Raw genomic sequence first — 14,703 nt, 5'->3', positions numbered from 1 at the left:
CTTTGTTAACTACGGTAATCAATTTTTAATGCAGTATTAAAAGATTGCCGTCGACAAAGTGAGCATATGATGACTGACAAAACCGTTTCATTCTCGGTGCTGGATTTAGCCCCGATCCCGCAGGGCGCTACGGCGCGCGATGCATTTCACCGTTCTCTGGATTTAGCCCAGCTGGCAGAGAAGCGCGGCTATCGCCGCTTCTGGCTGGCCGAGCACCACAACATGACCGGCATCGCCAGCGCGGCGACGTCGGTGCTGATTGGCTATCTGGCCGCCAATACCCAGACGCTGCACCTCGGCTCCGGTGGTGTGATGCTGCCTAACCACGCGCCGCTGGTGATCGCCGAGCAGTTTGGCACCCTGAATACACTCTATCCGGGGCGTATCGATCTGGGCCTGGGCCGTGCGCCGGGCAGCGATCAGCGCACCATGATGGCCCTGCGCCGCCACATGAGCGGCGATATCGATAACTTCCCGCGCGACGTGGCGGAGCTGGTGGACTGGTTCGATGCCCGCGATCCGAACCCGCACGTTCGTCCGGTGCCGGGCTACGGAGAGAAGATCCCGGTGTGGCTGCTCGGCTCCAGTCTTTACAGCGCTCAGCTTGCCGCCCAGCTGGGGCTGCCGTTTGCCTTTGCCTCACACTTTGCCCCGGATATGCTCTTCCAGGCGCTACACCTCTACCGCACGAACTTTAAGCCCTCCGCGCGGCTGGAGAAACCCTATGCGATGGTGTGCATCAACATCGTTGCCGCAGACAGCACCCGCGACGCCGAGTTCCTGTTTACCTCAATGCAGCAGGCGTTCGTGAAGCTGCGCCGGGGCGAAACCGGCCAGCTGCCAGCGCCGATTGCCGATATCGGCGCCTTCTGGTCGCCGTCCGAGCAGTATGGCGTGCAGCAGGCGCTGAGCATGTCGCTGGTGGGAGATAAAGCCAAGGTGCGCCACGGGCTGGAGTCGATCCTGCGGGAGACCGAGGCCGACGAGATCATGGTTAACGGCCAGATTTTCGATCACCAGGCAAGGCTGCACTCGTTTGAGCTGGCGATGCAGGTGAAAGAGGAATTATTGGGATGAGGTTTCGCCGGGCGGCGCAAGCTTGCCCGGCCTACGGTTTCTGGCGATCTATTGATATACCGGTAATACGTTAAAACTCGATAAAATATGCACTACGGCGTTGCCTACCCCGAACAGCAGGATCAGCGCAATCATCGGTTTCCCGCCCCAGACGCGGAATTTGGGGCTACCGAAGCGCTTGCGTGATGCACGCGCCAGCAGGGCCGGAACAATCGCCGCCCAGATGGTTGCCGCCAACCCGGCATAGCCAATGGCGTAGAGGAAGCCGTTCGGCCACAGCAGCCCACCGACAATCGGCGGTAGGAAGGTCAGCAGCGCGGTTTTGAAACGGCCGCTGGCGGAGTCGTCAAAGCCAAAGAGATCGGCCAGATAATCAAACAGCCCCAGCGTCACCCCCAGAAACGAACTGGCGACCGCAAAGTTAGAGAACACCACCAGAAGCAGATCCAGACTGCGGCTATTCAGCACGCCGCTCAGGGCCAGCACCAGCACGTCAATATTTCCCCCCTGCTGCGCAATGCCGATAAACGCCGGACGGGTGATATTCCCCATCGTCACCAGCAACCAGATGGTATACAGACCCAGCGCCAGCAGCGAGCCGTAGGCAATGCAGCGCGTGATGGTGCGCGGATCCTTGCCGTAGTACTTCATCAGGCTCGGCACGTTGCCATGATAGCCAAACGAGGCGAGGCAGAATGGCAGGGTCATCAGCAGATACGGCGTGTAGGAGGCGTTGCTCTCGGCCACGTTAAACAGCGTGGCGGGCTCGACGTGTCCCAGCAGGCTACCAAAGGTCAGGAAGAAGGTAATGACCTTTGCCCCCAGCACAATGGCGGTCATGCGACTGACCGCACGGGTTGAGAGCCAGACGATAAACGCGACGATTAATGCAAAGCTCAATCCCGCCAGACGCGGCGACACGTTGAGCGACATCTCCGAGAAGGTGTGGTGCAGAATCGAGCCGCTCGCCGAGATATAGGCGTAGGTCAGAATATAGAGCACAAAGGCAATAGAGATGCCGTTAACCAGATTCCAGCCTTTACCCAGCAGGTCACGGGTGATGGTATCGAAGCTGGAGCCAATACGGTAGTTGAGGTTGGCCTCAAGGATCATCAGCCCGGAGTGGAGCATACAGAACCAGGTAAAGACCAGTGCCGCAAGCGACCAGAAGAACCAGGCGCCCGACATCACCACCGGCAGCGAGAACATCCCTGCGCCAATAATGGTTCCTGCGATGATCACCACGCCGCCGAGCAGCGACGGGGTAGTATGGGTGGTGGAAAGCGTAGCCATTCTCTCTTCTCTCTAAAATGCGGTTCGCTGCGCATTGTACCAGTACATGAGTACATTACCGATAAAAAAAGCCCCGATTGTTGAGATCGGGGCTGGAACGCTTACTTTACAGTAACGTTTCTGTGCTTACTCGCTTACGCGTCGTTGTTGAAACGACGGCGCGGCGTGGAAGCGTCATCACGGCGCGGGCCGCGGCTTTCACGGCGCTCACCGCTGAAGCGGCCTGCACCTGCACCAGCTGGCGCAGAACCTTCGCGACGCGGGCCACGGCCGCCTTCACGACGCTCGCCGCCGCCGAAGCTACGACGTTCGCCAGCCGGACGGTCACCGCCGCCACGGCGCTCACCACGTTCGTGCGGCTGTGCATCGCCCAGCAGCTGCATATTCATCGGCTTGTTCAGAATACGCGTGCGGGTGAAGTGCTGCAGAACTTCACCCGGCATGCCTTTCGGCAGCTCGATGGTGGAGTGAGAAGCGAACAGCTTGATGTTACCGATGTAACGGCTGCTGATGTCGCCTTCGTTAGCGATAGCGCCAACGATGTGACGCACTTCAACGCCGTCATCACGGCCCACTTCAATGCGGTACAGCTGCATATCGCCAGCGTCACGACGTTCGCGACGCGGACGGTCTTCACCACCACGCTCCGGACGGTCGCCACGCGGGCCACGATCGTTACGGTCGGCACGCGGAGCACGCTCGTCACGGTCACGGAACTCACGCTTCGGACGCATCGGTGCATCTGGCGGTACGATCAGCGCGCGTTCGCCCTGAGCCATTTTCAGCAGTGCTGCGGCCAGCGTTTCGATATCCAGCTCTTCACCTTCCGCTGTCGGCTTGATCTGCGCCAGCAGGGCACGGTACTGATCCAGATCGCTGCTCTCCAGCTGCTGCTGAACTTTCGCGGCGAATTTTTCCAGACGGCGTTTGCCCAGCAGCTCTGCGTTCGGCAGATCGGCTTCTGGAATGGTCAGCTTCATGGTGCGTTCGATGTTACGCAGCAGACGACGCTCGCGGTTCTCAACGAACAGCAGCGCACGGCCTGCACGACCCGCACGACCGGTACGGCCGATACGGTGAACGTAAGACTCGGAGTCCATCGGGATGTCGTAGTTAACAACCAGGCTGATACGCTCAACGTCGAGGCCACGGGCCGCAACGTCGGTGGCGATCAGGATGTCCAGACGACCATCTTTCAGACGCTCCAGGGTCTGCTCACGCAGCGCCTGGTTCATGTCACCGTTCAGCGCGGCGCTGTTATAGCCGCTACGCTCCAGCGCTTCAGCCACTTCCAGGGTCGCGTTTTTGGTACGGACGAAGATAATCGCCGCGTCAAAATCTTCCGCTTCCAGGAAACGCACCAGCGCTTCGTTTTTACGCATGCCGTAGACAGACCAGTAGCTCTGGCTGATGTCCGGGCGAGTGGTGACGCTGGACTGGATGCGCACTTCCTGCGGCTCGTTCATAAAGCGGCGGGTGATGCGACGGATCGCTTCCGGCATGGTGGCGGAGAAGAGCGCGGTCTGATGATCGGCCGGGATCTGCGCCATGATGGTTTCAACGTCTTCGATGAAGCCCATACGCAGCATTTCGTCCGCTTCGTCCAGCACCAGGCCTTTCAGGCCGGAGAGGTTCAGCGTGCCACGTTTTAAGTGATCGAGCAGACGGCCCGGCGTGCCCACAACAATCTGTGGGCCCTGGCGCAGGGCGCGCAGCTGCACGTCATAACGCTGGCCGCCGTAAAGGGCAACCACGTTTACGCCGTGCATATGTTTAGAGAAGTCAGTCATCGCTTCAGCAACCTGAACGGCCAGTTCACGGGTTGGAGCGAGCACAAGGATCTGCGGCGCGCGCAGGTCCGGATCGATGTTGTTCAGCAGCGGCAGCGAGAACGCTGCGGTTTTACCGCTGCCGGTCTGGGCCATACCCAGCACGTCACGACCAGAGAGCAGGTGCGGAATGCACTCAGCCTGGATCGGAGAAGGTTTTTCGTAACCGAGATCGTTAAGCGCCTCAATAATAGAAGGTTTCAGCCCAAGATCGGAAAAAGTGGTTTCGAATTCAGCCATGTAGTACGAGTGCCTCAATGTCATTGGCGGCCAGTCTACATAACTCATCATGAAATTGATCTGCAATTTTCATTGAAAAGTGTGAACCGGCTCAAAGTAGGTGTATTGACGAACAACAACGCCCTCACCCGTGAAGATGATGGCAATCAAAAAAAGATTGTGGGCTGATGTTTATGTCGTCAGCTATTGCTGGTCCGATTCTGCCAGGTCGTCTTGCTCCTGGCCCAAGAGCGATAATTCCAACAATGCATAACGGTGCTCAACATAGTTGTGTACGTTGTTAGCAACCGCTAATTTGAACAGTGCCGTAGCGCTGTCCTTTTCCCCCAGACTTAGGTAGTACTTACCTAAATAGAAGTTGGTTTCACTGAGATGCTCAGCGAGCGAGGTGTTATCCGTTGCGTCCGCCTTCAGGCGCTCCATTAACGTTTTTTCGTCAATGTTGCCCAGGTAGAACTCGACAATGTTCCATCCCCATTGCTCCTTGTCCGATTTCTCGAAGCGCTGTTCCAGTGCTTCTTTCGCCTGCTTCTCATCGAGCTTCTGCTCGGCGAGATAAAGCCACAGACTGCGGAAAGGATCGTTGGGATCGTCTTGATAAAACGCTAGCAGATCATCTTGCGCTAACTTGTCACGACCGCCGTAGTAGAGAGCGATACCGCGATTCAAGTGCGCGTAGTTGTAAGTTGGATCAAGCTCAAGTACAGAATCAAACGCTTCATAGGCAGCATCAAAATTGCCTGCCTGCGTTAAGTAAATGCCAAGGTAGTTGAATACCTCAGGCATATCGGGTCGGATTGCCAGCGCTTGTGAAAAATCATTTCGCGCTAGTGCCCTCAGACCGAGACTATCATACAACACTCCGCGCTCATATAAAAGCTGTGCGCGTTCATCATCGGTTAAAGCCCGACTGGCAAGAATTTGTTCCATACGTGCCAGAATCACTTCCTGCTGCAAAGTCGGTTGCAATGGCACTGCGAGGACTTCGTTCTTACGCCAGGCAGAGTTGCTGCATCCTGCCAGCGTTAGAGCTGTCGCAACGAAACACCAGCGCAAAAAAGGCTTCATTTCCTACTCCCGAAGACAACAAAAGGTTGAACGTCCTGTCCCCCGGCTGCAATCATGGCATCCTGCCCGGTTGTAAAAGCCCCCCGCCAGCGGCGAGGAGCTCATCGCAACGTTACTCGCCCTGGTCTGCTGCCGGCGCCTGCGGCGCGTCAGTGGACGGAGACTGCTCGGTTGCTTCTTTGATGCTCAGACGGACACGGCCCTGGCGGTCAACTTCCAGAACTTTTACCGGCACTTCCTGACCCATCTGCAGGTAGTCGGTCACTTTCTCAACGCGCTTGTCAGCGATCTGAGAGATGTGAACCAGACCCTCTTTACCGCCACCGATGGCAACAAACGCGCCAAAGTCAACGATACGGGTCACTTTACCATTGTAGATACGGCCAACTTCGATCTCAGCGGTGATCTCTTCGATACGACGGATAGCATATTTCGCTTTCTCACCGTCGGTCGCAGCGATCTTCACGGTACCGTCATCTTCGATTTCGATGGTGGTGCCGGTCTCTTCGGTCAGGGCACGGATAACAGAGCCGCCTTTACCGATAACGTCTTTGATCTTGTCCGGGCTGATCTTGATGGTGTGGATACGCGGTGCAAACTGAGAGATGTCGCCGCGCGGCGCGTTGATCGCCTGCTCCATCACACCCAGAATATGCAGACGTGCACCTTTCGCCTGGTTCAGCGCAGCGTGCATGATCTCTTTGGTGATGCCTTCAATTTTGATATCCATCTGCAGGGCAGAGATACCTTCGCGGGAGCCCGCGACTTTGAAGTCCATATCACCCAGGTGATCTTCGTCGCCCAGGATGTCGGACAGCACAACAAAGTTGTCGCCCTCTTTCACCAGACCCATTGCGATACCTGCCACGGCGGCTTTGATCGGCACACCCGCGTCCATCAGTGCCAGCGACGCGCCACACACGGAAGCCATGGAGGAGGAGCCGTTGGATTCGGTGATTTCAGAAACCACACGTACGGTGTACGGGAATTTCTCGGTGTCTGGCATCACTGCCAGCACGCCGCGCTTCGCCAGACGACCGTGACCAATTTCACGACGCTTCGGCGAGCCCACCATACCGGTTTCACCAACGGAGTACGGAGGGAAGTTATAGTGGAACAGGAAGCTGTCGGTACGATCGCCCATCAGCTCGTCGATGTTCTGCGCGTCACGTGCGGTACCCAGGGTCGCGGTAACCAGCGCCTGCGTTTCGCCACGGGTGAACAGCGCGGAGCCGTGAGTACGCGGCAGCACGCCAGTACGCACGTCCAGACCACGGATCATATCTTTTTCACGACCGTCGATACGCGGCTCGCCTGCCAGCACGCGGCTACGCACCACGTTTTTCTCGATGGCGTGCAGAATGTCGCCCAGCTCGTTAGCGTCCAGAGACTCGTCTTCAGCAACCAGGGTAGCGATAGTTTCAGATTTGATCGCGTCAACCTGAGTGTAACGTTCCTGCTTGTCGGTGATGCGGTAAGCATCGCTCAGACGGGATTCTGCCAGGGCAGCAACGCGTGCGTTCAGCGCTGCGTCAACCACTTCCGGCTGCCAGTCCCAACGCGGTTTACCGGCTTCTTTCACCAGGTCGTTGATGTTCTGGATGACGATCTGCTGCTGCTCGTGGCCAAATACCACGGCGCCCAGCATCTGGTCTTCGCTCAGCAGTTCCGCTTCGGATTCAACCATCAGCACGGCGGCTTCGGTACCGGCAACCACCAGGTCCAACTTGCTCTCTTTCAGCTCGTCCTGAGTCGGGTTCAGAACGTACTGGTCGTTGATGTAACCCACACGCGCCGAGCCGATTGGGCCGTTGAACGGAATACCGGAGAGGGAGAGGGCTGCGGAGGCGCCAATCATCGCCACGATGTCTGGGTTAACCTGCGGGTTAACGGAAACGACGGTAGCGATAACCTGCACTTCGTTAACGAAGCCTTCCGGGAACAGCGGGCGAACCGGGCGGTCAATCAGACGCGCGATCAGGGTTTCGCCTTCGCTTGGACGGCCTTCACGACGGAAGAAGCCACCCGGGATTTTACCGGCAGCGTAGGTACGCTCCTGGTAGTTAACGGTCAACGGGAAGAAGTCCTGACCCGGCTTGGCCTTTTTCTGGCCTACAACGGTAACGAAGACCGCGGTGTCGTCCATGCTTACCATAACGGCAGCCGTCGCCTGACGGGCCATCATGCCGGTTTCCAGGGTTACGGTATGCTGACCGTACTGGAATTTACGAATGATCGGATTAAGCAAAATTTTACCCTTTCTTAAATGTTTGACAGCACACCTTGCGGCGTGCTGACGTTAAACCCGATCCTCAGTGCATCCTCGCGACTAATGACAACCAACACCCCCCTGGGTGAAGTCTCTCATTAGCCGCGCGAACCTCTGCAACGAAGATCATTCAAAGCAACAATACAATAGTTTAGAGTGAATTGCTGCCGTCTGGTTGAAAAAAGGGGCCATCAAGGCCCCTTTCTCTGAAACTCGCCAGACTTAGCGACGCAGACCCAGACGCTCGATCAGCGCAGTGTAGCGTGCAACATCTTTACGTTTCAGGTAGTCGAGCAGTTTACGACGCTGAGAAACCATACGCAGCAGACCACGACGGCTGTGGTGATCTTTTTTGTGCTCTGCAAAGTGACCCTGCAGGTGGTTGATCTGAGCAGTCAGCAGGGCAACCTGTACTTCGGTAGAACCGCTGTCATTTTCGCCACGACCGAACTCGGAAACGATTTTTGCTTTAGCTTCAACGCTTAGAGACATTTTGAACTCCAGAATTAAAAAAATGAAAGGATGCCGATCTCTAATTCAGCGATCCCAGATGTAACGCCCGTTCGCTGTTACACAGCTAACGCGACGTTAAGCCGCAATATTCTACTCGCAGTACCCTGTTATCGCAAGGTAGCTGCATAAGCTTATGCCGCCGGATACTCTACGACAAGTCGACGCGGGGCAACGCGGCCCTCATCGTCAATCTCGCCCATGCCGATAAACTTGCCTTCGTCACCTTCCGTCACGCGCACTAGCCCGTTCAGCGGCGCGCCCGTGGTTCGTACCGGATTACCGTTCTTGAAGTAGACCGACGAGGTCAGCGGCAGATTGACCAGCGGGAAGTCCGCAGCCGGGCTATCCATCGGCATCAGCAGCGGATCCAGCAGCTGCGCTGCAGGTCTTTCTTGCTGTTCAGCCTGTTCGATCAGCGCGTGCAGCTGCTCCAGGGTCACCATGCGATCCACCGGATAGGTGCTGACGGCCAGGCGACGCAGGAAGGTCACGTGCGCGCCGCAGCCCAGCTTCTCACCGAGATCGTCAATGATAGTTCGGATATAGGTGCCTTTCGAGCAGTGTACTTCCAGCTCCAACTCGTTGCCTTCGTGGCGAATAAACAGCAGCTCGTAGACGGTAATGGGCCGGGCTTCACGCGGCACCTCAATGCCCTGACGCGCGTACTCATAGAGCTTTTTGCCCTGGTACTTCAGCGCCGAGTACATCGACGGGACCTGCATCGTGTCGCCACGAAAACTTTCCAGCGCGTCAGCAAGCTGTTCCGCACTAAAGGTCACCGGACGCTCTTCAACAATCTCACCGTCCGCATCAGAGGTATCGGTGCGCTGGCCGAGGCGAGCAACCACCCGGTAGCGTTTATCGGAGTCCAGCAGGTACTGGGAAAACTTTGTCGCCTCGCCCAGGCAGATCGGCAGCATGCCGGTCGCCAGCGGATCCAGCGCGCCGGTGTGCCCGGCACGGTTGGCGTTATAGAGGCGCTTTACTTTTTGCAGCACGGCGTTGCTGGACATCCCCTGGGGCTTATCCAGCAGCAGCACGCCGTGCACGTCGCGACCGCGACGACGAGGACGACTCATCAGTCCTCCTTGCTGTCGTCCGGGTTGACGCGACGCTCATCGTCCTGTCGCACCACGTTGGTCACCAGGTTAGACATGCGCATCCCCTCGACCAGCGAGTTGTCGTAGAAGAAGGTCAGCTCCGGCACGATACGCAGGCGCATGGCTTTGCCAAGCAGCGAGCGGATAAAGCCAGATGCTTCCTGCAACGCTTTGAGGCCCGCTTTCACGGCGTCTTCATCTTTGTCGTTCAGGAAGGTAACAAACACTTTGGCATAGGCCAGATCGCGGGACATTTCGACACCGGAAACGGTGGTCATCATGCCCAGACGCGGATCTTTGATTTCGCGCTGCAGGATCATTGCAATCTCTTTCTGCATCTCCTGGGCCACGCGCTGCGGGCGACCAAATTCTTTCGCCATAATAAATTCTCCAGACAAAAAAGGGGCCATTAGCCCCTTTTAATATGATTGCCGGGTGACGCGAGGCGATCCCGGCCTACAATCACTCGATGCTACGTTTGATCTCGATGATCTCGAACACTTCGATCATATCGCCAACGCGAACGTCGTTGTAGTTCTTCACGCCGATACCACATTCCATACCGTTACGGACTTCGTTAACGTCATCTTTGAAGCGGCGCAGGGACTCCAGCTCGCCTTCGTAGATAACCACGTTGTCACGCAGAACGCGGATTGGGTTGTGACGTTTAATCGTGCCTTCGGTAACCATACAGCCTGCGATAGCGCCGAATTTCGGTGATTTGAACACGTCACGTACTTCAGCCAGACCAATGATCTGCTGTTTCAGCTCAGGCGACAGCATGCCGCTCATCGCTGCTTTCACTTCGTCGATCAGATGATAGATGACGGAGTAGTAACGCAGATCCAGGCTCTCAGCGTCGATAACTTTACGCGCGGAGGCGTCAGCACGGACGTTGAAGCCAACCAGGATGGCGTTGGACGCCGCAGCCAGGGTCGCGTCGGTTTCGGTGATACCACCTACGCCAGAACCGATGATCTTCACTTTAACTTCGTCAGTAGACAGTTTCAGCAAGGAGTCGGAGATCGCTTCCACAGAGCCCTGTACGTCAGCTTTCAGCACAACGTTCACTTCGTGAACTTCGCCCTCGGTCATGTTAGCAAACATGTTCTCGAGTTTGGATTTCTGCTGGCGCGCCAGTTTAACTTCACGGAATTTGCCCTGACGGTACAGCGCAACTTCACGCGCTTTCTTCTCGTCACGAACCACGGTCACTTCGTCACCCGCAGCCGGCACGCCGGAGAGGCCGAGGATCTCAACCGGAATAGACGGACCCGCTTCCAGCACTTCCTGGCCCAGTTCGTTACGCATCGCACGCACGCGGCCATATTCGAAGCCACACAGAACGATGTCGCCCTTATTCAGGGTACCTTCACGAACCAGCACGGTAGCAACCGGACCACGACCTTTATCCAGGAAGGATTCGATCACTGCACCGCTCGCCATGCCTTTACGTACCGCTTTCAGCTCAAGAACTTCAGCCTGCAGCAGGATGGCGTTCAGCAGGTCATCAATACCGGTACCCGCTTTCGCCGACACAGGAATGAACTGAGATTCGCCGCCCCACTCTTCCGGCATAACGCCGTACTGGGAGAGTTCGTTCTTAACGCGGTCCATGTCAGCTTCTGGCTTATCGATTTTGTTTACCGCAACCACCAGCGGAACCTGCGCCGCTTTCGCGTGCTGGATAGCTTCGATGGTCTGCGGCATCACGCCGTCATCTGCTGCAACAACCAGAACAACGATATCCGTTGCCTGCGCACCACGAGCACGCATAGAGGTAAACGCGGCGTGACCTGGGGTATCCAGGAAGGTGATCATACCGTTGTCAGTTTCAACGTGGTATGCACCGATGTGCTGGGTAATGCCGCCCGCTTCGCCGGAGGCCACTTTCGTTGAACGAATGTAGTCCAGCAGGGAGGTTTTACCGTGGTCAACGTGACCCATGATGGTCACAACCGGTGCACGCGGCTCAGCCGCTGCGCCCGTGTCACGGTCGCTCATTACCGCTTCTTCCAGCTCGTTTTCACGACGCAGGATAACTTTGTGGCCCATCTCTTCGGCAACCAGCTGTGCGGTTTCCTGGTCGATGACTTGGTTGATGGTGGCCATTGCGCCCAGCTTCATCATCGCTTTGATGACCTGAGAGCCTTTGACGGCCATCTTGTTTGCCAGCTCGCCCACGGTGATGGTTTCGCCGATCACAACGTCACGGTTAACGGCCTGGGCTGGCTTCTGGAAGCCCTGCTGTAAAGAGGAACCTTTACGCTTGCCACCTTTACCACCGCGGCCCGCTGCACGCGCTTCTTCGCGGTCAGCTTTGGATTCAGCGTGCTTATTGCCCTTCTTCTGAGGACGGGCAGCTTTCGCAGCGGTACGGGTGCGGCTACGGCCGCCTTCTACTTCGCGATCGTTTTCGTCTTCAGCCTGGCGAGCATGCTGCGAGGTCGTTACGTGATAATCGCTGGTGTCTTCGGTTTCTGCAGGTTCGATAACCCCGTTCCTCTCGTTTTCTTCCGCCATACGGCGTGCTTCTTCTGCTACGCGACGCGCTTCTTCTTCAAGCTTACGACGCGCTTCTTCTTCCGCTTTACGCTTCAGCTCTTGTGCTTCGGCTTCACGACGTGCTTTTTCAGCCTGGGCAGCTTTGGTCATTTCGTCAGATGGTTGATTGCTCACTTTGCTCGTTTCCGCAGCGTCGCGCTTCGCCGTATCAGCGGTGTCGCGTTTCGCTTTTTCTTCGGCTTCACGCTTCGCTTTCTCTTGTGCGTCACGCTTGGCTTTGTCCTCGGCTTCACGCTTCACAGCTTCCTCTGCTTCACGCTTCGCCTTCTCTTCCGCTTCGCGCTTCGCCTCTTCTTCCGCGGCGAGACGTTCAGCCTCTTGCGGATCGCGTTTTACAAAGGTGCGCTTTTTACGGACTTCGATCTGCACCGATTTACTCTTCCCGCCGGTGCCAGGGATATTCAGCGTGCTGCGCGTTTTGCGCTGCAGCGTCAGCTTGTCCGGCGCCGAACCGTGTTCACGGTTCAGGTGCGCCAGCAGCGTCTGTTTCTCTTGTGCTGTGACTGAGTCTTCAGCCGCCTTCGGGATCCCTGCATCAGCAAATTGCTGTACCAGGCGGTCCACGGAGGTCTGAATCTCAGCGGCCAGCGCTTTTACGGTTACATCTGTCATGCTGTTCCTTCCTGCTACAGTTTATTACGCTTCGTCGCCGAACCAGCAAATATTACGTGCGGCCATGATGAGCTCACCCGCTTTCTCGTCGGTTAACCCTTCGATATCGCTTAGGTCATCAATGCCCTGGTCAGCGAGGTCTTCCAGCGTACAAACACCACGAGCAGCCAGTTTAAACGCCAGCTCGCGATCGAGGCCTTCAAGGTTAAGCAGGTCGTCAGCCGGTTTGTTATTACCAAGGCTCTCTTCCTGCGCCAGGGCCAGGGTCGTCAGGGCATTTTTCGCGCGTTCGCGCAGGGCCTCAACGGTCTCTTCGTCCAGACCCTCAATTTCCAGCAGCTCTTTCATTGGCACATAGGCCAGCTCTTCCAGGGTTGAGAACCCTTCTTCAACCAGCACGGTGGCAAACTCTTCGTCAATGCCAAGGTGTTTGGTGAAGGTATCAATCGCCGCATGGGCTTCCGCCTGATGCTTGGACTGGAGGTCGTCAACGGTCATGACGTTGAGCTCCCAGCCGCTCAGCTGTGATGCCAGACGGACGTTCTGGCCGTTACGGCCAATCGCCTGCGCCAGGTTACCGGCTTCAACAGCGATATCCATGGTGTGCTTGTCTTCATCTACTACGATAGAGGCCACGTCTGCCGGTGCCATCGCGTTGATCACGAACTGCGCCGGGTTATCATCCCACAGGACGATATCGATACGCTCGCCGCCCAGCTCGGTAGAGACTGCCTGAACGCGCGCACCGCGCATACCGACGCAAGCACCGACCGGATCGATACGCTTATCGTTGGTTTTCACCGCGATTTTCGCACGGGAACCCGGATCGCGGGCCGCCGCTTTGATCTCGATAACTTCTTCACCGATCTCTGGCACTTCAATGCGGAACAGTTCGATCAGCATTTCCGGTTTGGAACGGGTCACGAACAGCTGCGCACCGCGCGCTTCAGGACGCACTGCGTAGAGCACACCGCGAATACGGTCGCCCGGACGGAAGTTTTCACGCGGCAGCATATCTTCACGCAGGATCACGGCTTCAGCATTGCTGCCCAGATCCAGAGTGATGTTGTCGCGGTTCACTTTCTTCACCACGCCGGTGATGATCTCACCTTCGTGCTCACGGAACTGATCGACAACTAGCGCGCGCTCGGCTTCACGTACCTTCTGTACGATAACCTGCTTCGCCGTCTGCGTCGTGATACGGTCAAAGGTCACAGACTCAATCTGATCTTCTACGTAGTCACCTGGGTTCAGGCTCTCATCTTCGTAGCGTGCGGCTTCCAGCGTGATTTCACGCGTCGGCATGGTGACTTCTTCAACCACTACCCAGCGGCGGAAGGTATCAAAGTCACCGCTTTTACGATCGATCTCCACACGGACATCGATCTCTTGCTCATATTTTTTCTTTGTTGCTGTAGCCAGCGCACTTTCCAGCGCTTCAAAAATTTTCTCGCGCGGCAGCGCTTTCTCATTGGAAACAGCTTCAACAACAGCCAAAATTTCTTTATTCATTGGGGGCCTTTCACCTCAATCCAGACTGTTAAAAGTGGGGGACCAGGTTCGCTTTCTGAATGTTGCTCAGCGCGAACACTTCATCTTTACCTTCGACCGTAACGGTGATCATCTCGCCATCGACACCTTTGATAATGCCCTGCCATTTGCGACGATTCTGAACCGCCATACGCAGTACCAGCGTAACCTCTTCGCCCAAATAACGCGTGTAGTGTTCGGCTGTGAACAACGGACGATCAAGACCAGGTGAGGAGACTTCCAGGTTATAAGCGACGGTAATGGGATCTTCCACATCCATCACGGCGCTAACCTGATGGCTGACATCAGCACAATCATCAACATTGATGCCATCTTCACTATCAATATAGATGCGCAGCGTAGATGTGCGACCACGGATAAATTCAATACCTACCAATTCGTAGCCCAGCGCTTCGACCGGTGCGGTAATCATCTCTGTTAATTTTTGCTCTAATGTGGACAAACCCACCCCCAAGACATAAAAAAAGGGCGTAAGCCCAGTTATTCTGTAGTCAGATAACAAAAAACCCCGATAAATCGAGGCTTTAGATAACTGAACCCTATAGCCGTGACAACGGCCTGGAGAACCTTTCGCAACTGCTTTTTT

Annotated in this window: 12 protein-coding genes; 1 reads left to right on the top strand and 11 read right to left on the bottom strand. The window is 56.4% G+C overall.

The features are described from left to right. Positions 1–69: 69 nt before the first annotated feature. On the top strand, positions 70–1,077 hold the full coding sequence (locus EV102420_RS06455) for a luciferase-like monooxygenase (protein ID WP_042390678.1): 1,008 nt from the start codon (positions 70–72) through the stop codon (positions 1,075–1,077). A gap of 48 nt (positions 1,078–1,125) precedes the next feature. On the opposite strand, the gene mtr is transcribed toward EV102420_RS06455, so the two are convergent. From mtr to rimP, 11 genes are all read right to left on the bottom strand, one after another. Then, positions 1,126–2,370 (bottom strand): tryptophan permease, encoded by a 1,245-nt coding sequence (gene mtr, locus EV102420_RS06450; protein WP_042390169.1) that lies wholly within the window; start codon positions 2,368–2,370, stop codon positions 1,126–1,128. Between the two features lie 134 nt (positions 2,371–2,504). Next, a complete protein-coding gene (locus EV102420_RS06445) occupies positions 2,505–4,439 on the bottom strand; it encodes a DEAD/DEAH family ATP-dependent RNA helicase (RefSeq protein ID WP_042390167.1) in 1,935 nt (644 codons plus the stop codon). Continuing rightward, a complete protein-coding gene (gene yrbN / locus EV102420_RS22280; RefSeq protein ID WP_131406004.1) occupies positions 4,432–4,512 on the bottom strand; it encodes a protein YrbN in 81 nt (26 codons plus the stop codon). Before yrbN ends, EV102420_RS06445 begins: the two co-directional genes overlap by 8 nt. Positions 4,513–4,622: 110 nt before the next feature. Next, positions 4,623–5,507 (bottom strand): lipoprotein NlpI, encoded by an 885-nt coding sequence (nlpI, locus tag EV102420_RS06440; protein WP_042390165.1) that lies wholly within the window; start codon positions 5,505–5,507, stop codon positions 4,623–4,625. Between the two features lie 112 nt (positions 5,508–5,619). Then, positions 5,620–7,755 carry a polyribonucleotide nucleotidyltransferase gene (pnp, locus tag EV102420_RS06435; protein WP_042390163.1) on the bottom strand — a complete coding sequence of 712 codons (2,136 nt, stop codon included), beginning with the start codon at positions 7,753–7,755 and terminating at the stop codon, positions 5,620–5,622. 243 nt (positions 7,756–7,998) lie between these two features. Continuing rightward, positions 7,999–8,268: a 30S ribosomal protein S15 gene (gene rpsO / locus EV102420_RS06430; RefSeq protein WP_004385056.1), complete on the bottom strand. Its 270-nt coding sequence runs from the start codon at positions 8,266–8,268 to the stop codon at positions 7,999–8,001. Between the two features lie 152 nt (positions 8,269–8,420). Further along, positions 8,421–9,368, bottom strand: a complete 948-nt coding sequence (truB, locus tag EV102420_RS06425; RefSeq protein ID WP_042390149.1) for a tRNA pseudouridine(55) synthase TruB — start codon at positions 9,366–9,368, stop codon at positions 8,421–8,423. Continuing rightward, the gene (gene rbfA, locus EV102420_RS06420; RefSeq protein WP_042390148.1) at positions 9,368–9,769 is read right to left on the bottom strand and encodes a 30S ribosome-binding factor RbfA; all 402 of its coding nucleotides are present in this window, start codon (positions 9,767–9,769) and stop codon (positions 9,368–9,370) included. The genes truB and rbfA overlap by 1 nt, the downstream gene beginning before the upstream one ends. A gap of 82 nt (positions 9,770–9,851) precedes the next feature. Beyond that, positions 9,852–12,566 carry a translation initiation factor IF-2 gene (gene infB, locus EV102420_RS06415; protein ID WP_042390146.1) on the bottom strand — a complete coding sequence of 905 codons (2,715 nt, stop codon included), beginning with the start codon at positions 12,564–12,566 and terminating at the stop codon, positions 9,852–9,854. A gap of 24 nt (positions 12,567–12,590) precedes the next feature. Beyond that, positions 12,591–14,078 (bottom strand): transcription termination factor NusA, encoded by a 1,488-nt coding sequence (nusA, locus tag EV102420_RS06410; protein WP_042390144.1) that lies wholly within the window; start codon positions 14,076–14,078, stop codon positions 12,591–12,593. Between the two features lie 28 nt (positions 14,079–14,106). After that, the gene (rimP, locus tag EV102420_RS06405) at positions 14,107–14,559 is read right to left on the bottom strand and encodes a ribosome maturation factor RimP (RefSeq protein WP_042390143.1); all 453 of its coding nucleotides are present in this window, start codon (positions 14,557–14,559) and stop codon (positions 14,107–14,109) included. Between the last annotated feature and the right edge of the window lie 144 nt (positions 14,560–14,703).

Origin of the sequence: Pseudescherichia vulneris NBRC 102420 (genome assembly GCF_000759795.1) — a bacterium.
In the GTDB taxonomy this organism is placed as follows: Bacteria; Pseudomonadota; Gammaproteobacteria; order Enterobacterales; family Enterobacteriaceae; genus Pseudescherichia; species Pseudescherichia vulneris.
Note: the sequence above shows the minus strand (reverse complement) of the source record. Positions and strands in the feature narration are given on the sequence as shown.